Source organism: Nitratidesulfovibrio sp. SRB-5 (assembly GCF_019931275.1).
GTDB lineage: Bacteria > Desulfobacterota > Desulfovibrionia > Desulfovibrionales > Desulfovibrionaceae > Cupidesulfovibrio.
Window position 1 is genome coordinate 1,552,115 of sequence record NZ_JAIOTY010000001.1, and the last position, 24,637, is coordinate 1,576,751.

Sequence of the window (24,637 nt, forward strand, 5' to 3'; positions counted from 1 at the left end):
GCCCATTGAGGATTTGTCCTGAATGGATGCCAAAGGGGTGGGTTGCGGTTGTGCAGGAACAGGGGGAAATGCTCGGGCAAGCATTGATGCGGAAAACAGCAGGCACGAGAAAACGCCCCGGCCTTGCGACCGGGGCGTTGCTGTTGGGGATGCGGGCTTGTGTGACGGCGGCGGGGCGAGGGGATTGGGGATATCCAGAGCCCGGCCTGGTGCCGAATTCGCCCTGCGGGCGTGCTCGACTCTACTCTCCGTCCGAACCCGCCCTGCGGGCGTGCTCGACTCTACTCTCCGTCCGAGCTCGCCCTGCGGGCGTGCTCGACTCTACTCTCCGTCCGAACCCGCCCTGCGGGCGTGCTCGTCCTTGTACAACTTGTAGGTGACGGAGTCGGCCAGGGCCTGCCAGCTTGCCTCTATGATGTTGAACGACACGCCCACGGTCACCCAGCGGCTGTCGGAGTCGCCCGACTCGATGAGCACCCGCACGGTGGATGCCGTGCCGCCGCCGGTTTCCGCGCCGGTCAGCACGCGTACCTTGAAGTCCAGCAGGCGCATTTCACTGAGGCGCGGGTAGAAGCCCAGCAGGGCCTTGCGCAGGGCGTTGTCCAGCGCGTTCACCGGGCCACGCCCGGTGGCGGCGGTGTGTTCGGTCACCCCTTCCACGTCCACCATCACAGAGACTTCGGAAACCGGTTCGCCTTCGCTGTCGTGCTTGGTTTCCAGCACCCGGAACTGCAACAGCCGGAAGAACTCGCGCACGCCGCGCCGGGCCAGCTTGCGCAGGATCAGCAGTTCAACCGATGCTTCGGCGGCGGCGTAGTCGTAGCCCAGGCTGGCCTTCTTCTTCAGTTCGGTCAGCAGGCCCTTGACCACCGGCTCGTCCTTGTCGAGGTGAAAGCCGAAGCGCCGCGCCAGCGAGACGATGTTGCTGCGCCCGGCCAGTTCGGTGATCAGGATGCGCTGGCGGTTGCCCACCACGTCGGGGCTGATGTGCTCGTACAGCGACGACTTGCGGTTCACCGCGCTGACATGCACCCCGCCTTTGTGGGCAAAGGCCGACCGGCCCACGTACGGCTGGCGGCTGAACGGCGGGATGTTGGCCACTTCCGAGACGTAGGCGGCCACCGCCGTGAGCTGCTGCAACCGGCCTTCGGGCAGGCAGGTGTATTCCCCGCCGAACTTCAGTTCCAGCGTGGGGATGATGGAGCACAGGTTGGCGTTGCCGCAGCGTTCGCCCACCCCGTTGATGGTGCCCTGGATCTGCACGGCACCGGCCTGCACCGCCGCGATGGAGTTGGCCACGGCCAGCTCGCAGTCGTTGTGGGCGTGGATGCCCACCGCGGCGCCGGGCAAGGCCTCGCGCACCTCGGTCACGATGCGCGCCACCTCGTGCGGCAGGGTGCCGCCGTTGGTGTCGCACAGCACCAGCACGTCGGCGCCCGCCTCATGGGCGCGGCGCAGCGCGCTGAGCGCATAGGCGGCGTTGTGTTTGTACCCGTCGAAGAAGTGCTCCGCGTCAAAGTACACCTCGGCCAGCTTTCCCTTCAGGAAGGCCACCGAGTCGCCGATGATCTCCAGGTTGCGCGCGGCGTCCAGGCGCAGGGCCTCTGCCGCGTGCACTTCGCACGACTTGCCGAAGATGGAGGCCACCCGCGCCCCGGATTCCGCGATGGCGCGCAGGTTGGGGTCGCTGTCCGCCGTGAAGTTGGGGTGATGCGTGCTGCCGAAGGCGCTGATCACCGCATGCTTGAGGTGATAGTTGGCGATTTCCTTGAAGAACGCCACGTCCACCGGGTTCGACCCCGGCCACCCGCCCTCGATGCGGTCGATGCCGATCTCGTCCAGCTTGAGGGCGATCTTCAGCTTGTCTGCCGCAGTGAGGTTGATGTCCTCGGATTGCGAACCATCACGCAGGGTGGTGTCGTACAACTGTATGCGCCGGGTCATGACCGTGCCCTACGCGTTGCCGAGATCGTGATTCAGGCCGAAGGCGTCGTGCAGGGTGCGCACGGCGAGTTCGGTGTACTTTTCCTCGATGAGGCAGGTAATCTTGATTTCGGAGGTGCTTATCATCAGGATGTTGATGTTTTCGGCGTGCAGCGCCGCAAAGGCCTTGGCCGCCACGCCCGAATGGTTGCGCATGCCAACGCCGATGGCCGAAACCTTGGCCACCTGGGTGTCGTGCAGCACTTCCTGCGCGCCGGTCCTGGCCCGGATTTCCTCCATCAGCGCCAGGGTCTTCTTCAGATCCTTGCGGGGCACGGTGAAGGTCATGTCCGTCACGCCGTCGCGGCTGGGGTTCTGGACGATCATGTCCACCAGGATGCCCTGCTGCGACAGCGGGCCGAAGATGGCGGCGGAAACGCCCGGCTTGTCGGGCACGCTGCGCAGGGTCACCCGCGCCTGATCCTTGTCGTAGGCTATGCCGGAAACGAGTACGGCTTCCATCTCGCAATCCTCCTGGGTGACCATGGTACCCGGGGTGTCGGTGAATGTAGAGCGCACGTGGACGGGCACCTTGTACTTCTTGGCGAACTCCACGGACCTGATTTGCAGCACCTTGGCGCCCATGCTGGCCATTTCCAGCATCTCGTCGTACGAGACGCGGTCCAGCTTGCGGGCGGTGGAGCACAGGTTGGGGTCGGTGGTGTAGACGCCGTCCACGTCGGTATAGATTTCGCATTCCACGGAGCCCAGGGCGGCGGCCAGCGCCACGGCGCTGGTGTCCGAGCCGCCGCGCCCCAGCGTGGTGACGCGCCCTTCAGACGTCACGCCCTGGAAACCGGCCACCACGATGACGTCGTGGGTTTCCAGTTCCTTGCGCAGGCGGGAGGCGTCGATGTCCATGATCCGCGCCCGCCCGAAGGCGTCGCTGGTGGTGATGGGCACCTGGAACCCGGTCATGGAGCGGGCCTTGATGCCCGAATCCTTGAGCAGCATGGAGAAGAGCGCCACCGAAACCTGTTCGCCGGTGGCGATGAGGGCGTCCACCTCTGCCGGGTCGGGGTCCGTGGACCATTCGTCGGCCAGGGACAACAGGCGGTTGGTCTCGCCCGAGCGGGCGGAAAGCACCACCACCGGCTTGTAGCCGTCGCGCAGCGCCCGCCGCACCTTCTCGCGCACCTGCTTCATGCACTCGAGGTTGGCGACGGACGTGCCGCCGAACTTCTGCACCAGAATACGCATACCGCTTCCTTATCGTGCGTTGTGTCGAGCGTTGTTGGTGTTGTGCACCGGGCCATGCCCGGCTGCATCGCTACGTGTTATCCTGAGCGCCCCGCGTGTCCCGCGTGTCCCGTGGGTCACGGTCGTCATCGGCGGAGGGGGCCTGCATGGCCGTGTCCGCCGTCGTGTGGGGCGCCGTTTCCGGCATCACGAGGTCCGCGACCTCGCGCGCCGTCGCAGCCAGTACGCGGCGTGCCGCCTCTCCCCGGGCAATGGCCGTGATGAGCCTGCCGTGCGTGGCCGGAAGCCAGGTAAGCTCCAGCCTGTCGGGGGGCAGCACGTCGACCGGAAGGCGTTCGGCCCATTCGACGATGACCAGCGCCCGTCGGGGGCCTTCCGTTTCCAGAAGGTCGAGCAGGGCGTCGTCCGCCACCGCCAGTGCGGCGCCGGGCGCCTGCTCCAGTCGGTAGAGGTCGTAATGGGCCGTTTCCGGCCGGGTGGGGTACATGTTGCAAATATTGAAGCTGGGGCTGCTGACCTCGGCGTCGTCGCCGCCGGGCAACGCCTCCACCAGGCCGCGCACGAGGGTGGTCTTGCCCGCGCCAAGTCCGCCGGACAGCAGCAGGGTGCGCGCGCCGGGCTGGGCCGCAAGGGCCAGCGCCAAGACGCGTCCCAGGCGCAAGGTGTCGCCGGGGCCGGGCAGCCGCAGGGTCAGGACCGTGTCATCTCCGACGGGCCGGACAGGTCGAACGGTCTGGACGGAATTCGCTGGGGCCATGCGCCCGACGGCTACGCCCCCGCAAGGGTGCGCAGCACGTCCTCCTTGCCGATGACGCCCACCAGGTTGCCCGCGTCCACCACGGGCAGGGTGTGGTACTTGGAGTCCACCATCAGGCTGGCCACTTCGTCGATGGGCGTTTCGGGCCCCACGGTGACCGGGTCCGGCGTCATGGCCTGGCCCACGTTGGTGGCGGAGATCTTGCGCATCTCCTCGTCCAGGTCGCTCATGGAACGCAGGGGGATGAAGCCGTCAAGCACGGTGAACAGCGTCGGCAGGTTCAGCTTCTTGTGCTGGGCGATGAGGTCGCTCTGGCAGATGACGCCGACGAGGGTTCCCTTGCCGTCCACAACGGGCAGGCCGTTGAACTTGCGCTGGATCATGATGCGGGCCGCTTCGGCGATGCCGGTTTCCGGAGTGACGGTGACGGGGGCGGCGGTCATGATGTCCTTGGCTAGCAGCATGGGGTGGGCTCCTTTCGCGCGCGGGGGATGGCGTCGGCGATTTCGCTCGGGGTGTTGCCCCGTGCGGGGTAGTCGTGCAGCAGCAGTTGTCCGGCCTTGGCATGCAGATATGCGGCAAGGCAGGCGGCCACCTCTGGCGGTGCGCCCTGCGCCAGCAGGGCACCGGCAAGGCCGGAAAGCACGTCGCCGGAACCGGCCACGGCAAGCGTGGGTGCGGCAAGGGGAATGATGGTGATGGGCCGGTCGCGCCGGGTGACGAGGCTGCCCGCGCCCTTGAGCACGAGCACCCCCGCGCAGCGCGCCGCGAAGGCCCGTGCCGTGGCTGCCCTGCCGCGTTGCACGTCCGCCGTGGTAAGGCCCGCAAGACGGGCCATTTCGCCGGGGTGGGGGGTAACAATATCCGTTTCACGCACCAAATCAAGCGAAACAAGGCCTTCCGCCAGCGGGAACAGGCCGTCGGCGTCGATGACGGCCGGGGGCCTGCCGGGCAGCGCCAGCAGGGCGGACAGCACCTCGGCTGCTTCCGGCGAACGCCCCATGCCGGGGCCGATCACCAGCGCATTGCAACGTGCCGCCAGCGCCAGCAGGCCGGGCAGGGCGGCGGGGTCCCAGGCGCGGCGTTCGCCAAGGGGCAGGGTCATCACGTCGGGGGTGGCGGCCTTGACCTCTGCGGCAAGGCCGCCGGGGCAGGCCACGGTGACCAGGCCCGCGCCGCCGCGCAGGGCGCCCAGCCCCGCCAGCAGCGGCGCGCCGGTGAGCCCTTCCGATCCGCCCACCACCAGCACGTGCCCGGCGGTGCCCTTGTGCATGCAGGGGGTGGTGGCGGGCAGGGCTGCAAGGCAGGTGTCGTCCAGCATGCGGTACGAGGCGGGGTGGCGCGCGCGCACGGCCTGCGGAATGCCGATGGGCCGCACATGCAGGCGGCCCGTGTAGGGTGCAGCCTCTGGCAGGACAAGGCCGGGCTTGGCCGCCTCGAAGGTGACGGTGGCATGGGCGCGCACGGCGTCGGGGCGGGGGCGGCCCGTCAGGCCGCCGAGGCCGGAGGGAATGTCCAGCGCCAGCACGAAGGCCCGGTCGGAAAGTTCGTTGATGGCGGCCACCAGCCCCGCTTCCCGTTCACGCAGCACCCCGGTGAAGCCGGTGCCGAGCAGGCCGTCCACCACCGCGTGGGGCGCCAGCCAGCGCGGGTCGGGCAGGCTGCGCGGCCACGCCCCGGCGGGGCGGAAGGGCACGCCGCAACGCTTGGCAAGGCGGACATGGTACCCCGCCGCGCCGCGATAGCCGCCCAACGGGCGGGTGTGCAGCACCAGCACCTCGGCCCCGGCGTCGTGCAGGTGGCGGGCCAGGGCGGCAGCGTCGCCGCCGTTGTTGCCGCCGCCCATGAACAGCAGCACCCGCAGGCCGGTGAAGGAGAAGGGGGAGGCGACCGGAGAGGGCGCGTTGCGCGTAGCGGGCGTGCCGGTTTTGGTGACGGACGCGGCCAGTTCCGCGCGCAGCACGTGCAGCGCCTCGCGGCTGGCGTTCTCCATCAGGATTTCCTCGCGCAGGCCGAAGTCCGCGCTGGCGGCGCGGTCCCACGCGGCCATTTCCTCCGGGGCGGGCAGGTCTGCATGGGGCAGGTCTGCATGGGGCAGATCCGCATGGAGCAGGTCCGGGTGGGGGTGATGCAAGCGGGAGGCGTTGTCGGTCGGGGTCATGGAAGGCTCCTGTGCAGGATGATGGATGCCGTCAGCCCCTTGGGGGAGTGGGGAAGGTGTGGGTGCCCCCTTCGCGGGAACCTTCCATGCCGTTCATGGACCTGCGCGTTCAGCGCTCCAGCACCACCACGGCGGCGGCGGTGTCGCGGCCATGGGTAAGCGAAACGTGGGTTGCGGTGGCGCCCAGCGCCGCGCAGCGCGCGGCGGCCTTGCCGTGCAACACCAGTTGGGGCTGGCCGGTGGGCAGGGGGCGCACCTCGATGTCGCGCGGGCCGATGCCCTGCGAGAAGCCGGTGCCCAGCGCCTTGACGGCGGCCTCCTTGGCGGCGAAGCGCGCGGCCAGAAAGGCCACGGGCGCGGCGGGCAGGCAGGCCAGTTCCGCCGGGTGCAGCACGCGCGCGGCAAAACGCTGGCCGTGGCGTTCCCAGGCCCTGGCGATGCGCGAAAGCTCCGCGATGTCGATGCCGAGGCCCACGATCATGCGCTGTCTCCGGTGTGTGCGGGCTGGTGCATCATAATAGATGGCCGTTCGTTGGGTTCGTGGTGTACCAATGGCCGGGCATGCCTGCGTTGTTTCCGCAGCAGGATTGCGACCGCCGACAAGGCGTCCCCTGCCGGAAACAGAGCCTACGCGGGAAAACGGGCTATGATGGCCGCCATGTCGGCCACGGCGCGCTCGAACCCGGTGAATACCGCGCGGGCAACGATGGAATGGCCGATGGAAAACTCGCTGATGCCCGGCACGTCCGCGAACGCGTAGATGTTGTCGTAGTTCAGCCCGTGGCCAAGGTTCACGCCAAGCCCCAGCGAGCGGGCAAGGCCGATGGCCCGCACGATCTTGTCGCGCTCGGCCCGTTGTGCGGCGCGGGTGGGTGCATCGGCGAAGTGGCCGGTGTGCAGTTCGATGTACGGGCAGCCAATGGCGGCTGCGGCCCGCACCTGCGCCTCGTCCGCCTCTATGAACAGGCTGGACAGGATGCCCCGGGCATGGATGGGGGCCAGGTAGTCCTTCAGGAACGCCTCGCGCCCGGCCACGGCAAGGCCGCCTTCGGTGGTCAGTTCCTCCCGCTTTTCGGGCACCAGGCAGACCATGTACGGCTGGCGGGCAAGGGCGATGGCCTGCATTTCTTCGGTGGCGGCCATTTCCAGGTGCAGGCGGGTCTTCAGGGTGCGGGCCATCAGTTCCACGTCGTGATCCTGGATGTGGCGGCGGTCTTCGCGCAGATGCACGATGATGCCGCGCGCGCCCGCCAGTTCCGCCAGGTGCGCGGCGGTGAGCGGGTCCGGTTCCTTGCCCTTGCGCTGCTGGCGCAGGGTGGCGACGTGGTCCACGTTGACGACGAGAACGGGCATGGTGGCTCCTTGGGTGAACATACCGAATGTGCGGGATTTTCACACCCCTGCGGGCGCAAAGTCAAGGGCGCAACGTCTCCGTCGGCGTCCCGACAGCGTTTGGGAGCCGGGTGTCTGGTCGCGGAGCCTGACGTCTTTCAGGGGGATGGTTCCTTCCGGCGATGCCGGGCGTGGCATGCGCCGCTCCCTGTCGTCGTCGATACGCCCGGGCCGAGTGACGCTTGCCCATCCGTTGACGAACGGCGGGGCAGCGATGTAGGGCAGGGTGCGTATATCAGATGACCACTCAATCATCGGCGGCAGCACTGCCGCCCGTACATCCGCATATTCCGCACGAAACATAACGAGGATCGCATGAACGTCTGCATCGTCGGCACCGGCTACGTTGGCCTGGTCAGTGCCGCCTGCTTCGCCGAAATGGGCAACAACGTCTGCTGCGTGGACGTGAACCCCGAGGTGGTGAAAACCCTTGCCGCCGGCAAGGTGCACATCTACGAGCCCGGTCTTGAGGAACTGGTGCGCCGCAACCACGCGGAAGGCCGTCTGGTCTTCACCACCAGCCTGGAACAGGGGCTCGAGCGCGCGCAGTTCGTGTTCATCACCGTGGGCACCCCCTCGCGCGATGACGGATCGTGCGACCTGTCCTACGTGGACCAGGTGGCCCGCGAGATAGGCCGCCTGATGCACCGCCCGCTCATCGTGGTGGACAAGTCCACCGTGCCGGTGGGCACCGCCGACCGGGTGCGCGGGCTGATCCGCGAGGAACTGGCCGCGCGCGGCGTGGACATTGCCTTCGATGTGGTGTCCAACCCGGAATTTCTCAAGGAAGGCGACGCGGTGAGCGACTTCATGAAGCCCGACCGCGTGGTGGTGGGCACGGAAGACGAACGCTCCGCCGAATACCTGCGCCAGTTATACGCGCCCTTTGCCCGCAGCCGCGACAAGCTCATCGTCATGGGCACCCGCAGCGCGGAAATGACCAAGTACGCCGCCAACTGCATGCTGGCCACCAAGATTTCGTTCATTAACGAAATCGCGGGTATCTGCGAAAGGGTGGGGGCCGACGTGCGCGAGGTGCGCATCGGCATCGGCTCGGACCAGCGCATCGGCTACCATTTCATCTACCCCGGCGTGGGCTACGGCGGCTCATGCTTTCCCAAGGACGTCAAGGCGCTGATCCACACCGCGCGCGAAGCAGGGGCCGTGCCCCAACTGCTGAACGCCGTGGAAGACGTCAACGCCCGCCAGAAGGTGTCCATGGCCCGGCGCGTGCGCGACTACTTCGCGCCGCAGGGCGGGGTTGCGGGCAAGACGTTGGCCCTGTGGGGCCTGGCCTTCAAGGCCAACACCGACGACATGCGCGAGGCTGCGGCCCTGTCCATCATCAACGACCTGACCTCCCACGGCATGCGGGTGCGGGCCTTCGATCCGGTGGCGTCCGAGAACGCCGCGAAGCTCATTGGCGACAATCCGCTGGTGGAGATCGTGAACAGCCAGTACGAGGTCTGCCGGGGCGCCCAGGCGCTGCTGGTGGTCACCGAGTGGAACCAGTTCCGCAACCCCGACTTCGAACGGGTGAAGGAGTTGCTGACCGCGCCGGTGCTGTTTGATGGGCGCAACCTGTATTCGCCCTCGTTCATGGGCGAGCAGGGCTTTGCCTACTTCTGCGTGGGCCGGGCCGCCAGCCTGTAACAGGGCGACATTGAAAATGTTAGCCCCTCGCCGGAGTTTCCGGCGGGGGGCTTTGTCTTGCTAGGGGAAAGCGTTTGTGTGGATTCCCCTCTTCACCCCTTATAGTAAGGCGTTGTATGTTTGTATGAAAACTGCCATTGTCATATTTAAAATGGTAACGCATGTGGATTATGGATATCTTCAAATAATTGAATATTGAGGTGTATATGGAGCGTTATTGCGGTGATGATAGGCTTAGACATCATGTAGTTTTTGAAAGAAAAACTGACATGTCGTGTGTGTTTTGTGGTGCGCATGCTGAAACAAGAGAACATACACCGTCAAAGGTTTTTTTATCTAAACCGTATCCGGAAAATTTGTCAGTTGTACCTTCATGTGGAGAGTGCAATAATTCATTTTCAAGTGATGAGCTGTACACGTTTTTGGTCATAAAATTGCTTGTTGATGGATATTTCCCACAATTAAATGTAGTAGATAGTTATGTTCATGGTAAACTTAAAGATACAAGAGAGGGAATTGATGCTATAAATAGCACAAATATGTATTTTAATAAAAAAGTAAAAGATAAAAATTGTATTTTTTTTGATGCAAGAGTAGATAGAGTGCTGAAAAAACTTGCTGTGTGCCATGCAACGCATGATTTAAGTGATGGATATTATAAATTTTCGAGAGGTTTTAGAATGTCATTGTGTTGCTTTGATATTTTGCCGAATATGTCGGAGTCGGAAAAAGATTTAATAGATAGTATAGAGCCTGTGCTGTTGTTTCCAGAAATTGGCTCCATGGGATATGAGCATATATTTGCACTTGATACCAAATTGACTTCTGTTGAAACTGGCGAAGAAAAAATAATTCAAAGCTGCGTTATCATTTGGAATGAAGTTCAAGATGGTAGTTATAGGTATATTTGTGCTCATAAGATCGACGCATTGTTGGTTAAGATTGTTATTAGCGAATTCCTCTATGCTGTAGTTATATTCACTGAAGTGGAAAATGAATCAGAACGATAGTTGGATGTATTCATGGAGGGCAAGGGAGGGGCTGTCAGGCTTGCGCTCGGGGGGGGGTAGCTATATCAGCATTTTTATGAAGTATTGTTTTCTTCCGCCCGCATTGTGCCCGTGCTGGCCGCAGCACGCGGAAAGGGCCGCATCCCATGGTCGGGATGCGGCCCTTTCCGCGTGGCCGTCATCAGAATCCCGCTGGCGGCTCTGATGGCGGGTGTGCCCGGGCGGCGTCTGGCGTGTTGCCTAGGGGCGCCGGTCCAGGCTGCGTCTACAGGACCGCAGTTGCAGCTCCTGCAGGATCAGCCGTTCGTACTCCACGGAGTGCTGCGGCTGCACGTTGAAATCTTCTTCCAGAAATTTTTCGAGGAACTGGGTCTCCTCCCAGAAATCGAGCAACTCCTCGTCACCGAGAGCCTTTATTTGCAGGGCGAGGGGCAGGTCGTCGGGGAAGGGGAACATATGCGCCATCGGCAGCATTCCTCCGCATCGGTGGACGTTGTGGTGCCGGGGCGGTCGCCGGGCCGGCCGCCTGCCTCTCATAGGACGTCTCTGGTCGCTCGTGCAACCGCCCGTGCGGTCCGGTGGCGTCACCGTTTCCGCATGCTCGCACCGGGCGCGCCCACCTGTGGGCGGGGCGCGCTCGGCTGGTCCCTAGGTGCTCGCGCACGTGCGCATGGCGCACGACCAACGCGCGGGATGCGCGCGGCGTTACGGGGCAACGGACTGGTTGGGCTGTACACCCACCTTTTACGCCACGGCGGCATGATTATCAAGCCCCATGGCCGCAATGCGGCCCATCGAAAGGAATATGGCGCGGGGGTGTTGCTTGCCTTGAAAGATGATTCCGCATAGGATTATGCGAGCGGTCGCGGCGTTCGTCGCCCGGACTGCCGCAACTGTCGCTACCCGCACCAAGGAGCTGGTCATGGATGCAACGCAGAAGAAGCAGGATGATGAACTGCTGCAACTCGTAACGTTCAGCATCGGCGACGAGGAATTCGGGGTGGACATCCTGAAGGTGCAGGAAATCATCCGCACCATGGAGATCACCAAGGTTCCCCGTGCGCCGGAGTTCGTCGAGGGCGTCATCAACCTGCGTGGCAAGGTCATTCCCATCATCGACCTGCGCCGCAGATTCGGTCTCGACTCCAAGAGCCACGACAAGCATACCCGCATCATCGTCATTGAGATCAACAATATGATCGTCGGGTTCGTGGTGGATTCCGTTTCGGAGGTGCTGCGCATTCCCGCGAGCACGGTCGAGCCGCCGCCACCGGTGGTTGCGGGGCTCGAGTCGGAGTACATCAGCGGCGTGGGCAAGTTGCAGGATCGCCTGCTGATCCTGCTGGACCTCGACAAGCTGCTGTCCAACGACGACATGAGCGTACTGGGCCACATCTAGGCATTTCCCCGTTCTCGCACGCGCCCCGGCGGCTTCGGCCCCGGGGCGCTGCGCATTGGAAGGGGGGGCACCAGCCCATTGCGCAGCATGGCCGGACCGGATAGTGTCCCGCCCTGCGCGCGGCACGTGCCGTGCGCACCACACGACAACCACGCCGCCTTCCCCCCGTGCCCGCGCAGCGTCGCAAAAGGGGCGAAGCGGCCTTTTGCCGTTCACCCGCGCACCCGTCGTCGCCCCTCTCCACGGGGCGTGGCGGGCATCGCCGCGCGGGGCACGGAGGCACCGTGAATTTCGAGCAATTAACTGCCCGGCTGGCTGCGTCCGGCCTTGCCGCACCCGCGTCCGGCGGGAGCCATTCCGGCGGTACCCATTCCGGCGGTACCCATTCCGGCGGGGCGCACGCCGTGGCCGAGGCCCTGCGGATAGAGGTGGCCCGCAGCGGCATGGGCGGGGCCGCCCGGCTGGCTCTGGCCCTGATGCGCGCCGGGCGCGACGTGGTCATGGTGGTGCGCGATGCCGCCGAACTGGCCGAGGCCCGCGCCCTGACCACGCTGTTCTCGCCCGAGCTTTCCGGTACGGACCCGGCGGTGACCCAGGCCCGCTGGGACGCCCAGTGGATCGTCTTTCCGCAGCACCCGGCGGGCACGCGCGGGCGCGGGGCGTGGGCCGCGCGCATGGCCAGCCTGTACGCCCTGAGCCGCCGCGAGCATCCGCGCGGGATCATCATTTCCGTGGACAACCTGCTGCCCAAGCTGCCGCCGGTGGACATCTTCGAGCACCACGAACTGCGGCTGGCCCGGGGCGAGGACATGTCGCCCGAACTGGTGCTGGACCAGGCCATCGACTGGGGCTTCGAGCGTGCCCAGATGGTCAGCCGCCCCGGCGAGGCTGCCCGGCGCGGCGATATTCTGGACATCTTCCCGCCCGGCTACGAAAAGCCGCTGCGCCTTGAATTCTTTGGCGATACGCTGGAAGACATCCGCCTGTTCGACGCCACCAGCCAGCGCTCGCTGGCCAGCCTGGAGGAGTTCCGCCTGCTGCCCGTGGCCCCGGTGGTGGGCTGCCGCGAATACCGCGAAGCCGCCGCCCGCCGCTGGAAGCAGTTGCGCAGGGACGGCGTCATCGACGGCGAGCAGGCCGCCGCCCTGGTCCGCATGGCCGAGGGCGAGGTGACCGGACTGCTGCCCGGCGCCTGGTACGAGAACGCCACCTGGATGGAAGACTGGTTGCCGCGCGATGCCGTGTGGCTGCTGCCCGACCGGGCCGACCTGTCCACCGCGCTGGAGGCCGCCCGCACCAACTGGGAAGCCCTGCTGGATCGCCAGTACGACGAGCACCGCCTGCGCCAGCCGCGCACCCTTGTGCTGCGCGACGCGGACGAAGCGCAGGCCGCCTGGCGTGGCCGGTCCGTGGCCCATTTCGAACGGCTGGTCATGGGCGTGGAGCGCACCGGCGTGGACCTGCCGGAACGGCGGCTGCACGCCTTCCGCGATCTGTTCGCCGCCACCCCCTCCGTACCCGTGGACGAGGACCGCCCCTGGCAGCGGCTGGTGACGGCCCTGCGCCAGTGGACCTCGGAACGGCGCCAGGTGGTGCTCAGCTTCGCCAGCGACCGCAGCCGCCGCAAGTTCCTGAAGCTGGCGGAACAGGACGGCGTGCGCCCGAACCTGCGCTATTCCCCGGCGGACCGGGGCCTGTACGCGCTGGTGGCGCCGTTCCGCGCGGGCATCGACCTTGCGTGGGACAACGTGCTGGTCATCGGCGAGGACGTGCTGCAACCCAAGGCCGACCGCCAGCCCCGCGTGCCTACCGGGGCCTTTCTGGGGCTGGACAAGTACGACGACCTTTCGCCCGGCGACCTTCTGGTGCACCGCGACTACGGCGTGGGGCGCTTTGGCGGGCTGCACCGCATGGACCTTGGCGGGGTGGCCAACGACTTTCTGTTGCTGGAATACGCGGGCGAGGACCGGCTGTACCTGCCCGTTGACCGCCTGTCGCTCATCCAGCGGTTCAAGGGAGGGGACGATTCCGTCCCGTCGCTGGACAAGCTGGGCGGTTCCGGCTGGCGGGCCAGCAAGGACAAGGCCCGCAAGGCCATCGAGAAGATCGCCGCAGACCTCGTCCAGATGTACGCCTACCGCAAGGTGGCCAAGGGCTATCGCTACGGTCCGCTGGGAGAGCTGTACCGCGAGTTCGAGGCGTCCTTCGGCTTCGAGGAAACCCCGGACCAGGCCCGGGCCATTCAGGACGTGCTGGACGACATGGAAAAGCCGGAACCCATGGACCGCCTGGTGTGCGGCGACGTGGGCTTTGGCAAGACCGAGGTGGCCCTGCGCGCGGCCTTCCGCGCCGCCGCCGAAGGCCGCCAGGTGGCCCTGCTGTGCCCCACCACGGTGCTGGCGGAACAGCACTACCAGACCTTCCGCAGCCGTCTGGCCGGGTTTCCGGTCAACGTGGGCATGCTGAGCCGCTTCGTCTCGCGGCAGAAGCAGAAGGAAGTGCTGCAATCCGCCGCGCGCGGGCAGATCGACATTCTCATTGGCACCCACCGCCTGCTCTCCGACGACGTGCAACTGCCCAACCTGGGCCTGCTGGTGCTGGACGAGGAGCAGCGCTTCGGCGTGCGCCACAAGGAAAAGCTGAAGAAGTTCCGCAAGAACGTGGACGCCCTGACCCTGACGGCCACGCCCATTCCGCGCACCTTGCAGCTGTCCATGTCGGGCATCCGCGAACTGTCGGTCATCGAGACCGCGCCGCCGGAACGCAAGCCCGTGGCCACCGCGCTCATAGAGCGCGACCAGAACGCCCTGCGCCAGATTCTGGAGCGCGAAATCGCCCGCGAAGGGCAGGTGTTCTGGGTGCACAACCGCGTGCAGGGGCTGGAGCGGGTGGCGGAATTCGTGCGCGGGCTGGTGCCCACGGCGCGGGTGGGCATGGCCCACGGCCAGATGGGCGAGCGCGAACTGGAAGACACCATGCACAAGTTCTGGCACGGCGAGCTCGATGTGCTGGTGTGCACGGCCATCGTGGAGTCGGGCCTGGACTTTCCGCGCGCCAACACCCTCATCGTGGATCAGGCCCAGATGTTCGGGCTGGGGCAGCTGTACCAGCTGCGCGGCCGGGTGGGGCGGTCCGACCGGCAGGCCTACGCCGTGTTCGTGGTGTCCGACGCCGAACGCCTGCCCGAGCAGGCCCGCCAGCGCATGCGCATCATCCTTGAGCTGGACTATCTGGGCGCAGGGTTCCAGGTGGCCATGGAAGACCTGCGGCTGCGCGGCGCCGGGAACATCCTGGGCGAGGTGCAGTCCGGCCACATGACCCGCCTTGGCCTCGACCTGTATCTGGAGATGCTGGAAGAGGAAGTGGCCCGGCTGAAGGGCGACCCCCCGCGCGAGTCGGTGGAGCCGGAACTGAACATCGGGCTTGCCGCGCACATTCCCGAAACGTACATTGGCGATGCCCGCGAGCGCCTGAAGTTCTACAAGGCCCTGTCGTCCGCGCCGGATGCCGCCACGTTGCAGGATGTGGAAATGGAACTGCGCGACCGCTTCGGCCCCTGTCCGCCGGAGTTGCGCAACTTCCTGGCCGTGCTGGTGCTGAAGCGCTTCCTGGCGACCTTGCAGGTGGTGCGGGCAGACATCCACCCCGAACGGCTGCGGCTGGTCTGGGACGAACGCCAGACCGTCATCGCGCCGGAACGGCTGGTGGCATGGGTGGCGGCCCGGCAGGGCAAGGCGCGGCTGGTGCCCCCGTCCACGCTGGAAGTGCGCATGGAGGCCGTGCCCGGTTCCGCCGCCGAGGCGGAAGGCGACCTTGGCGCCCGGCTGGACGCCATCCGCACCGAACTGGCGGGGCTGGCCGCCGTGCCTGCCGCCGTGCATGGTTCCGTGTCCGGCATGCAGCAGGCCTGAGCCGTCCGGACCCGGTTTCATCCCGTCACCACAACCGGAGAGCAGACCTGCCCATGGTTCCTTCATCGCCCCCGTCTTGCCGCATGACGTCCCCGTCTTGCCGCATGCCGTCGCGTTTTCGCGCGGGTTGCCGTCCCTTCGGTGGGGCGCGGGCCATCCTGCCGCTGTGCGCGGTGCTGCTGGTGCTGCTGTTGTCCGGCTGCGGCCAGGACCCCCTGCCCGAGGGCGTGGTGGCCACGGTCAACGAGCGGCCCATCATGCTGCGCACGCTGGAGGCGGTGCACGACATGAACAGCATGAGCTGGTCCGGTCATGCCCCTTCGGTGGAGCAGTTGCAGGCCCAGTATGGAGCGGTGCTGTCCGACCTCATCGTGCAGGAACTGGTGGCGCAGGCGCTGGAGCGGGAGAACATCGCAGTCAGCGACGCGGAAGTGGCCGAGGCCGAGGCCGAGGTGCGCGGCGACTACCCGGCGGGCGAATTCGAAAAGTCGCTGGTCGAGGAATACATAGACCTGGACCTGTGGCGTTCGCGCCTGCGCGCCCGCATCGCCATGCAGAAGTTCATGCGTCTCATCCTGCGGCCCACCATCAGCATTCCCCTTGAAGAGGTGGAGACCTACTACGCCGCGCACCGGCAGGACTACCGGCTGCCCCGCCGGGTGCAGTTCCTGGTGGTGGCCGGGCCGGACAAGGCCGCCGTGGACAAGGCCCGCGCCCTGTCGCTGGGCGGGGCCAAGCCCGCCGATGTGGAGGCCGCCCAGCCATCGGTGACCGTGCGCGAGGTCAAGATGCGCCGCGACCGCCTGCCCGCCCTGTGGAGCAAGGAACTGGCGGGGCTGGCGCCCCGGCAGGCCTCTGCGGTGAAGCAGGGCGAATGGGGCTACCAGTCGTTTCTGCTGGTGGGCGAGATTGCCGAGAAGCAGCTGGAGCTTTCCCACGCCTACCCGCTGGTGGAACGGGTGCTGCTGGAGCGCAAGATGGACGAGGCCTACGCCCGCTGGATGGAGGCGGAACTGCGCACCGCGCGCATCAGGGTATCTGCCCACCTGCTGCCCGAAGCCCGCGGCGCCGCGAAGGGCGCGGCGGCTCAGGGCGCCAATGCCACCGGCATGCCCGGTGTGCCCGGTATGTCTGGTGCGTCGGGCACGCAGGGACAGTCCGGGCAGGACTTGTCCGGTCAGGGTGCCCAGGGCGCTCAGGCGATGCAGCCACAAGAGATCCTGGACGAGGGCGATCCCATGGACGGAACCGCGCCGGGATCGGAACTGGATGCGCCGCCACCCGCCGAAGACGGCAAGGGAACGCGAAGTGCACCGGCAAACGGTGCACAACGCAAGACAAAGGCGAAATAATACGAATTGTTGCAGTTGATTGCATAAACGGGAAAAAGGTATTACATGCCGGGCTTGCCATGGTCGAACCGGTCGTGCAGGCTCATGTCGGCCATTCATGGCCGGTGACATGGCCAGCCGACTGGGCTGGCCGGGCTGGCTTGGCTGGTTTGATCGGTCCGGTCGAACGGGTCTGGTCGAACAGGTCCGGTCGAACGGGTCCGGCAGAGCTGGCGGCCCGATTGGCCTGACGTAACTGGCCTGACGTAACTGGCCAGTTTGCACTGGCCCGGCTGCATCAGCCTTTTCGCATCAATATGTTCGCACCGGTTGTCCGTCCGCCTTTGCGGCTTCCCTGGCAACCCCGTGCCAGTGCCGATTCCGGTCGTCTCCAACCACCAAACAGGAGTGCCCCTTGCGTTCGCTGCTCCGCACCTTCCGCCTTGCCGCCCCCGTCCTTTTCGTCAGCCTTGCCTGCCTTGCCACCGTGGCTGTCGTGGCGCCGCGGGCCGAGCAGATCAACAAGATCGCTGCCGTGGTCAACGGCGAAATGATAACGTTCTTCGACGTGCAGGCCCAGGCCACCCCCGAACTGATGCGCCTTGGCCTTGACCGCAACAACCCCGCCCATCAGGAGGCGGTGCGCAAGGTGCACCTGCAGGTGCTCGATTCCCTGATCTCCGACATCCTGATGAACCAGGAGGCGGAGCGCTGGAAGATCACCGTGCAGGACGGCGAAGTGGAAAACGAACTGCGCAAGTTCGTGCAGCGCAGCCAGCTTTCGCAGCAGGAATTCGAGCGTCAGCTGACGCAGCAGGGCCTGTCCATGGACGTCATGCGCGACCGCGTGCGCAAGGGCATTCTGCGCCACCGCCTGCTCACGCTGATGATCGCCCGCAAGATCGTGATCACCCAGGAAGACATCAAGAAGTACTACGACGCGCACAAGTCGCAGTTCGTCACGGACCGCACTGTGCGCCTGGGCCTTATCATTTTCGCCCCCACCGCCAACGCGGAAGCGCTGGCCGACAAGGTGCGCACCGGCCAGGCGACCTTCGAGCAACTGGCCGCCTCCGAGTCCATCGGCCCCAATCCCGGCTCCGGCGGCGACATCGGCACCCTGAAGTGGACCGACCTTGCCCCGGCCTGGAAGGAAGCCCTGGACGGCCTGAAGGCCGGTGAAACGAGCCCTGTCATACTGGTGGAAGGCCGCAAGGCCATGCTGAAGCTGGTGGCGGTGACCACGGGCCGTTCGCAGACCGTGGAGGAAGCCACCCCGGAGATCGAGAACATCCTGCGCGAACCCAAGATGCAAGAACGCTTCACCGAGTACACCAAGCAGTTGCACGACAAGGCCGTCATCGACATTCGCATCTAGATTCCGCATGCGTCCCGACCGGTGCGTGCGGCCCGGTCGGGACGCATTGTCGCAGGTTGACACAGCCAAGGAGAGGAGATGGCACTCAAGGAACTCGGCATCGCCCTGCGCGAGGCTCGCGAGGCGAAAGGCCTCGACATCGACGACGTGGCGATCCGGATCAAGGTTTCCGCCCGCGTGCTGCGCGCCATAGAAGATGGCCAGCAGGACCAGCTGCCGCACTCGGTGTACGCGCGGGGCTTCATCAAGTCCTATGCGACGGTGCTGGGCGTGGACAACGACCTGGTCATGCGCGTGGTGGACGAGACCTATCCCTTTGAAGTGCCGGAGGACCTGCTGCCGGAAGCCGTGGTTGCCCAGCCCCAGGCGCGCGGGCGCACCGGCCTTTCGCTGGTTGTGCTGGCGCTGGTCCTGCTGACGCTGCTGGCGGCCCTTGGCGGCGTCTGGTACTACCGCCAGCAGGCCTCGCGCGAGGCGGACCTGCCCAAGGTGGCGCAGCCTGCCCAGCCCGCCCAGCCCACGGTGACGCAGTCTGACCCGCAGACCGACCCCCAGCCTGCACCGTCGCAGGACGCGGTGCCCGCACCCGATGCCGCCCCGGCCTCCAACGCCACCAATGCCACGGTTTCCGCCGTGGCTCCGTCCGTGAACGGAACCTCGCCTGCCGCGGGTTCCGCAACGCAGCCCGCGCGCACCGCCCCCGTTGCGGCGGGGTCTTCCGCCGCGCAGGCTCCCGCGCCTGCCGCGCAAGCCGTCGCACAAGGGGCAACCCCGGTCGCGGCCCCGGCAACGCCCGCAGCGCCCGCCGCTGCCGTGGCCGGTCCGCAGGGCGGTGTGTTCGACAGCGAAGCAGCCGCCACGAGCGGCGCCGACACCGACGGCTCCATGCTGGCGGGCGGCACGCACCGCATCGTGGTCATTGCCCTGGCCGACTGCTGGGTGCATTCCAGCGCGGACGATTCCGACGTGCGCCAGTTCTCGCTGCACAAGGGCCAGACCTTTGCGCTGACCTTTTCCAAGCGCCTCACGCTCAAGCTCGGCAACGCGGGCGGGGTGCGCATCCGCTACAACGGCCAGGAACAGCCCGCGCCCGGCGATATGGGCCAGGTGCGGACCCTGGTGTTTCCGCCGCAGGCGCAATAGCGGACAGTGTATCTGGTCGGCAGCCCGGCGCCGACCACGCCGACCCAACCACGCCCGCAAGGGCAGGGCAGCCATGGAGTTTTCGGAACAGGTGCTGATCGTCCGCACCGGACGGTTCAGGGAAGCGGACCTTTGGGTCCGCTTCCTGTCTCCGACACGCGGCCTGCTCACCGCCTTCGCCTTCGGCGGCTGCCGCAGCCGCAAGCGCTTCTGCGGCTGTCTCGACCTGTTCAACCGCTCGCTCTTGCGGATAAAGTCCACGCGCGGCGGGCAGTACCTGTCCATTCAGGAAGGTACCCTGCTGCGCGGACCGGACCGCCTGCGCCGCGACTGGCCGCGCTTTGGCGCGGCGGTAAACTGTCTGAAATTTCTCGAAGCCCTGGGCTGCGGCCCGGAAGGGGCTGCGGCCACCCATCAACTGGTCGAGGATGTACTGGAACTGCTGGAGGGCGGCGGCCCCGTGCCCGACATGCTGCCGGTGCTGTTCCGGCTGCGCCTGGCGGCGGAGCAGGGCTACGCGCCCCGCATGGACAGTTGCGCCACCTGCGGCGCGGACCTGACCCGCGCGGCGGGCGCGGCCTTTCTGGTGCAGGAGGGTGTTGCCCAGTGCGATGCCTGCGCGCCCTTGCCGGGTCCGCGCGTGCGGGTGGAGCGTGAAGCGCTTGACGTGTTGCGCTTTGTGCAGGAGAATTCGCCGCTTCTGTGGCCGGGCGTGTTGCCCCCGGCACCGGGGATGGGCGATGTGATGCCGGAGCAGGGGGATACCCCCCGGATGTTTGCCGCGACGACTCCATCGGTGCCCCATCTGGCGCCGGGCGGAAATGTGCCGGAAGCCCATGCGGCCATGCCCGATGCCTCCGGCGCGTACGGGACGGAGTACGATCTGCTCCCGCCGGACATGAGCCCCCGTGCCGATTCCGCCCGCAACGGCTTTGCGGGCGGGGCATCGCCCCGGTTCATGGAGGGGCGTTTTCCGGGCAACCTGTCGGGGCTGGCCTTTGGCGACGGCGGGCACGGCTCGCTGGACGACTGCCTGTGCCGTTTGCCGGACAGTGCTCTGGCGGACAGTGCTTTGGCGGACAGTGTTCTGGCGGACGGCGTGCCGCCGGACAGTGGCCAGACCGTCGGGACCGCTTCCGCACCACAGCCGGCCCGGGAGGCTCCGCGCCCCCTGTGGAACGGCAGCATGGTGTTCGAGAGCGATCCGTTCGGGCCGGTGCTCGGCAGCGAAGACATGGGCGTCACGGATATGGGCGCCTCGAACATGGGCGGTGGTGACCGGGCTGCCGGGCCAGCGGCACGGCAGCAGGAAATTTCGGGGGCGGGGCGCGGTGCCGATGCGTCGGTGCCGCAGCGTCCCTCCGCGTCGATGGCATCAGTGGCGGAGGATTCCGCCCGTGGAGTCAATCGGGCCAATCTGGCCGGTCCGGTCTATCTGGCAGTCTCGCCCGATGCGGTCGGCACGCAGAATCTCGTCGACGCACGAAACAGGGCCGCCGTGCGGCGGCAATGCACCCGCGCGGTGGAAGGGTTCATCCAGTTTCATATCGGCCTTGCGTGGGACAACGGGTGGTTCCGCCGCCTGTAGCGCGGGGCCGCATGCCGGGCCAGCGAGACGAGGCGGACCAGCCAGAAGAGGCGGGCCAGCCCTTGCAGTGGTCCGGCCACCAACGGCAACAGTCAGGTCAAGTCAGGATAATCAGGGGTACAGCATGCATTTTCAGGACGTCATCCTCACCTTGCAGAACTTCTGGGCCAAGCGGGGCTGCGTGATCATGCAGCCCATCGACGTGGAATGCGGGGCCGGTACCTTCAACCCCTCGACCTTCCTGCGCGTCATCGGGCCGGAGCCGTGGAACGTGGCCTACGTGGAACCTTCGCGCCGTCCCACCGATGGCCGCTACGGTGAAAACCCCAACCGGCTCCAGCACTACTTCCAGTTTCAGGTCATCCTGAAGCCATCGCCCGACAACGTGCAGGACATCTATCTGGACAGCCTGCGCGCCCTCGGCATCGACCCGGCGGCCCACGACATCCGCTTCGTGGAGGACGACTGGGAATCGCCCACCCTGGGAGCCTGGGGCCTTGGCTGGGAAGTGTGGCTGAACGGCATGGAAGTGACTCAGTTCACCTACTTCCAGCAGGTGGGCGGCATAGACCTTGCCCCCACCAGCGTGGAAATCACCTACGGGCTCGAGCGGCTGTGCATGTACCTGCAGGGCAAGGAATCGGTCTACGACCTTTCGTGGAACGACCGGGTGACCTACGGGAACATCTACCACCAGAACGAGGTGGAACAGTCGAAGTACAACTTCGAGGCCAGCAACCCCAAAATGCTGCTGGACCAGTTCAACGCCTGCGAGGCCGAGTGCAAGCGGCTGTGCGACGAAGGGTTGTTGTGGCCCGCCTACGACTACTGCCTGAAGTGCTCGCACACCTTCAACCTGCTTGACGCGCGCGGGGCCATCTCCATCACCGAACGCACCGGCTACATTGGCCGCGTGCGTGCCCTGGCCTCTGCCGTGGCGCGGCTGTATGCCGCCCAGCGCGAGGAACTCGGGTATCCCATGCTGGCTTCCGCCCGCTAGTCCGGAACAAGAAGGAAGGACGTGAGCATGTCGCAATTCGTGCTTGAAATAGGTTTCGAGGAACTGCCCTCCCGTTTCCTGCCCGGCCTGGAGCGGGAACTGGCGGAACGCTTTGCCCGCGCGCTGGACGACGACGGGGTGGAGCATGAATCCATCCGGGTGCTGACCACCCCCCGCCGCGCCGCTGTGCTCATCGAGGGCATCAACCCCGTGCAGCGCGAGGCGGAAGAGGTTGTGCCCGGCCCGCCGGTGCGCGTGGCCTTCGACGCCGAAGGCAAGCCCACCAAGGCGGCGGAAGGCTTTGCCCGCACCCAGGGCGTGGACATGGCCGACATTTTCACCCTGTCCACGGACAAGGGCGAATACATCGCCGTGCGCAAGCGCACCGGCGGGGCCAATGCGGCGGATCTCATCGCCACGGCGTGTCCGGCCGTCGTGGCCGCGCTGCCGTTCCCCAAGCGCATGCGCTGGGGCAGCGGAGACTTCACCTTCGGTCGCCCGCTGCGCTGGCTGCTGGCCCTGTTCGACGACGCGGTGGTGCCCTTCGAGGTGGGCGGCGTTGTTTCCGGCGGGGTCACCTGGGGCCATCGCATCCACGGGGCCGGTCCGCTGGTGGTGAAATCCGCCGACGACTACCTGAACGTGGTCATCGAGAAGGGCGGCGTCACGCCAGATCCGGCTGAACGCCGGGCCATGATCCTGGCGGGCGGCAACGCCGCCGCAGAGGCTGCGGGCGGGCGCATTCTGTGGAAGGAAAGCCTGCTGGACGAAGTGCAGGGCCTTGCCGAGCACCCGGTGCCGCTGCTGGGCGACATCGATCCCTCGTTCCTGGAACTGCCGCGCGAAGTGCTGCTGACCAGCATGGAAAGCCACCAGAAAAGCTTTGGCGTGGAAGGGCCGGACGGCGTGCTGTTGCCGCACTTCCTCACCGTGCTGAACCTCACCCCGCTGGATGTCGCGCTGGTCAAGAAGGGCTGGGAACGCGTGCTGCGCGCCCGGCTGGAAGATGGCCGCTTCTTCTGGAAGACCGACCTTGCCGCCAGCTTCGACGCATGGCTGGCCGAACTGGACAACGTGATCTTCCTGGGGCCGCTGGGCTCCATGGGTGACAAGACGCGCCGTCTCGAAAAGCTGTGCGCCTGGCTGGCCAAGGCTGCGGGCGTTGCCGACGAATCGGCCTGCGCCCGCGCCGGTCGCCTGTCCAAGGCCGACCTGGTGTCCGAGATGGTGGGTGAATTCGACACCCTGCAAGGCATCATGGGCGGCATCTACGCCCGCCGCATGGGCGAGCCGGAAACCGTGGCCGCCGCCCTGGCCGAGCAGTACCTGCCCGCCGGGCCGGACAGCCCGGTGCCCGCCACCCTGGCCGGTGCGCTGCTGTCCATCGCCGACAAGGCGGACACCATGGCCGGTTGCTTCGGCCTGGGCATGATTCCCACCGGCGCGGCGGACCCGTATGCCCTGCGCCGCTGCGCCCTGGGCATCGCCCGCATCGTGCTGGAGCACGGCCTGCGCATCGACGTGCGCGAACTGTTCCGCACCGCGCTGGCCCTGTACGGCGAGCGCGCGTGGAAGCTGGCCCCGGCGGAAGCGCTGGTGAAGCTGGAGGAATTCTTCATGGCCCGGCTCAAGAACCACTTCATGGCCGCCGGACATGAAACCCTGCTGGTGGAAGCGGCCCTTGCCGCCGATACGCCGGAGGGCGCGGGCATCGATGTGCGCGCCGCCGGGGCACGTCTGGCCGCGCTGTCCGACTTCAGCCGCCGCGACGACTTCGGCAGCGCGGTGCTGACCTTCAAGCGCGCGGCCAACATCATCCGCAAGCAGGGGCAGGAGGGCGGCGCCGTGCTGGATGGCGCGTACAGCCATGCCCTGCTGGCCGAGGACGCGGAAAAGGCCCTTGCCGCGCGGTTGGAAGAAGTGGCTCCGCGTTTTGATGCCCTGTGGGCGGCGGACGACTTTGCCAGCCTGTTCGGGCTGCTGGGCGAACTGCGCCCGGCGGTGGACGCCTTCTTTGACGGCGTGATGGTCATGTGCGACGACGCGGCGGTGCGCACCAACCGCCTGAACCTGCTGAAGGCGCTGACGCTGCGGCTGGGTCGCCTGGCCGACTTCGGCGCGTTGCAGATGTAGTTTGTCCCCGTGGGGGCGGGCAGGGGCCGGAACGCAGGTTCCGGCCTTCGGCTTCACGCACGGGGTTGCGAAATTCACCGGAATTCGGCCAATGGCGCGGAATGCGGCGGCACGGGGTTGACAAGCCCCTGCCATGCGGGTATTGACTGGTTCCCCGTGTTCCAGCCCAGAATTTAACTGAACATATATTGCGAAGCCATTCGGAGGAGTTACCTTGGCTAACCACAAGTCTGCCATCAAGCGGCACAAGCAGAGCCAGAAGCGCGCCGCGCGTAACCGCGCCGCCAAGACCAGAATCAAGAACGTGGTGAAGGCCGTGCGTGCCGCTGTCCTGCAGAAGGACAAGGACACCGCCGCCCAGGCCCTGACCGCCGCCATGTCGGTGCTCGACAAGGCCGCCGGCAAGGGCGTCATCCACTGGAAAAAGGCGGCCCGCAAGATTTCCCGCCTGACCAAGGCCGTGGGCTCCGTCGAGTAGTCCCGCCTTTGCATCGCGCGTTGGCCCGCCGGATTCGTCCGGCGGGCTTTTCGCGTTTGCGCTCCGCGCGGCGCATGGCCACACTCGTCCAGCACCGCAGGCGCAGGGGCGTTGCAGGGG

At 66.5% G+C, this 24,637-nt stretch carries 18 protein-coding genes and 2 pseudogenes; 12 read left to right on the plus strand and 8 right to left on the minus strand.

The window, feature by feature from the left end; genetic code table 11:
- Positions 1-321: 321 nt before the first annotated feature.
- The 7 genes from cimA to K6142_RS06365 form a co-directional block, all read right to left on the minus strand.
- Complete coding sequence (gene cimA, locus K6142_RS06335) at positions 322-1,944, minus strand: citramalate synthase (protein WP_223380772.1); 1,623 nt, start codon at positions 1,942-1,944, stop codon at positions 322-324.
- 9 nt (positions 1,945-1,953) lie between these two features.
- Positions 1,954-3,183, minus strand: a complete 1,230-nt coding sequence (locus K6142_RS06340; RefSeq protein ID WP_190245231.1) for an aspartate kinase — start codon at positions 3,181-3,183, stop codon at positions 1,954-1,956.
- 70 nt (positions 3,184-3,253) lie between these two features.
- Positions 3,254-3,940 (minus strand): tRNA (adenosine(37)-N6)-threonylcarbamoyltransferase complex ATPase subunit type 1 TsaE, encoded by a 687-nt coding sequence (gene tsaE, locus K6142_RS06345; protein WP_411722695.1) that lies wholly within the window; start codon positions 3,938-3,940, stop codon positions 3,254-3,256.
- A gap of 11 nt (positions 3,941-3,951) precedes the next feature.
- Positions 3,952-4,404, minus strand: a complete 453-nt coding sequence (locus K6142_RS06350; protein ID WP_190245230.1) for a CBS domain-containing protein — start codon at positions 4,402-4,404, stop codon at positions 3,952-3,954.
- Positions 4,395-6,101 carry an NAD(P)H-hydrate dehydratase gene (locus tag K6142_RS06355; RefSeq protein WP_223380773.1) on the minus strand — a complete coding sequence of 569 codons (1,707 nt, stop codon included), beginning with the start codon at positions 6,099-6,101 and terminating at the stop codon, positions 4,395-4,397. Before K6142_RS06355 ends, K6142_RS06350 begins: the two co-directional genes overlap by 10 nt.
- Before the next feature lie 109 nt (positions 6,102-6,210).
- Positions 6,211-6,582, minus strand: coding sequence for a holo-[acyl-carrier-protein] synthase (locus K6142_RS06360; protein WP_190245795.1), 372 nt, complete (start codon positions 6,580-6,582; stop codon positions 6,211-6,213).
- Between the two features lie 146 nt (positions 6,583-6,728).
- Positions 6,729-7,454 carry a pyridoxine 5'-phosphate synthase gene (locus K6142_RS06365; protein ID WP_190245794.1) on the minus strand — a complete coding sequence of 242 codons (726 nt, stop codon included), beginning with the start codon at positions 7,452-7,454 and terminating at the stop codon, positions 6,729-6,731.
- A 354-nt stretch (positions 7,455-7,808) separates the two neighbouring features.
- On the opposite strand from K6142_RS06365, the gene K6142_RS06370 reads away from it, so the two are divergent.
- The gene (locus K6142_RS06370; RefSeq protein ID WP_190245793.1) at positions 7,809-9,146 is read left to right on the plus strand and encodes a UDP-glucose dehydrogenase family protein; all 1,338 of its coding nucleotides are present in this window, start codon (positions 7,809-7,811) and stop codon (positions 9,144-9,146) included.
- 206 nt (positions 9,147-9,352) lie between these two features.
- Entirely contained in the window at positions 9,353-10,156 is an 804-nt protein-coding gene (locus K6142_RS06375) for a hypothetical protein (RefSeq protein ID WP_190245792.1), read from the plus strand.
- Between the two features lie 240 nt (positions 10,157-10,396).
- Here K6142_RS06375 and K6142_RS06380 read toward each other — a convergent pair whose 3' ends face one another.
- The gene (locus K6142_RS06380; RefSeq protein WP_012611434.1) at positions 10,397-10,621 is read right to left on the minus strand and encodes a hypothetical protein; all 225 of its coding nucleotides are present in this window, start codon (positions 10,619-10,621) and stop codon (positions 10,397-10,399) included.
- Positions 10,622-11,078: 457 nt separating this feature from the next.
- On the opposite strand from K6142_RS06380, the gene K6142_RS06385 reads away from it, so the two are divergent.
- The 10 genes and pseudogenes from K6142_RS06385 (at position 11,079) to rpsT (ending at position 24,517) form a co-directional block, all read left to right on the plus strand.
- Positions 11,079-11,555 carry a chemotaxis protein CheW gene (locus K6142_RS06385; RefSeq protein WP_012611435.1) on the plus strand — a complete coding sequence of 159 codons (477 nt, stop codon included), beginning with the start codon at positions 11,079-11,081 and terminating at the stop codon, positions 11,553-11,555.
- Between the two features lie 284 nt (positions 11,556-11,839).
- On the plus strand, positions 11,840-15,466 hold the full coding sequence (gene mfd / locus K6142_RS06390; RefSeq protein ID WP_190245791.1) for a transcription-repair coupling factor: 3,627 nt from the start codon (positions 11,840-11,842) through the stop codon (positions 15,464-15,466).
- Between the two features lie 104 nt (positions 15,467-15,570).
- Positions 15,571-16,818 (plus strand): peptidylprolyl isomerase, encoded by a 1,248-nt coding sequence (locus tag K6142_RS06395; RefSeq protein ID WP_190245790.1) that lies wholly within the window; start codon positions 15,571-15,573, stop codon positions 16,816-16,818.
- 394 nt (positions 16,819-17,212) lie between these two features.
- Entirely contained in the window at positions 17,213-18,175 is a 963-nt protein-coding gene (locus K6142_RS06400; protein WP_190245789.1) for a peptidyl-prolyl cis-trans isomerase, read from the plus strand.
- A 78-nt stretch (positions 18,176-18,253) separates the two neighbouring features.
- Positions 18,254-19,318 carry a helix-turn-helix domain-containing protein gene (locus K6142_RS06405; RefSeq protein ID WP_223380774.1) on the plus strand — a complete coding sequence of 355 codons (1,065 nt, stop codon included), beginning with the start codon at positions 18,254-18,256 and terminating at the stop codon, positions 19,316-19,318.
- A 73-nt stretch (positions 19,319-19,391) separates the two neighbouring features.
- Positions 19,392-20,024, plus strand: a pseudogene (recO, locus tag K6142_RS06410) (DNA repair protein RecO); the annotation flags it as partial.
- Positions 20,025-20,819: 795 nt separating this feature from the next.
- Positions 20,820-20,906: pseudogene (locus K6142_RS06415) on the plus strand (DNA repair protein RecO); the annotation flags it as partial.
- 124 nt (positions 20,907-21,030) lie between these two features.
- The gene (gene glyQ / locus K6142_RS06420; RefSeq protein WP_190245960.1) at positions 21,031-21,906 is read left to right on the plus strand and encodes a glycine--tRNA ligase subunit alpha; all 876 of its coding nucleotides are present in this window, start codon (positions 21,031-21,033) and stop codon (positions 21,904-21,906) included.
- Positions 21,907-21,933: 27 nt separating this feature from the next.
- Entirely contained in the window at positions 21,934-24,039 is a 2,106-nt protein-coding gene (gene glyS, locus K6142_RS06425) for a glycine--tRNA ligase subunit beta (RefSeq protein WP_190245961.1), read from the plus strand.
- Between the two features lie 214 nt (positions 24,040-24,253).
- Positions 24,254-24,517 (plus strand): 30S ribosomal protein S20, encoded by a 264-nt coding sequence (gene rpsT / locus K6142_RS06430; RefSeq protein ID WP_012611443.1) that lies wholly within the window; start codon positions 24,254-24,256, stop codon positions 24,515-24,517.
- Positions 24,518-24,637 lie beyond the last annotated feature (120 nt).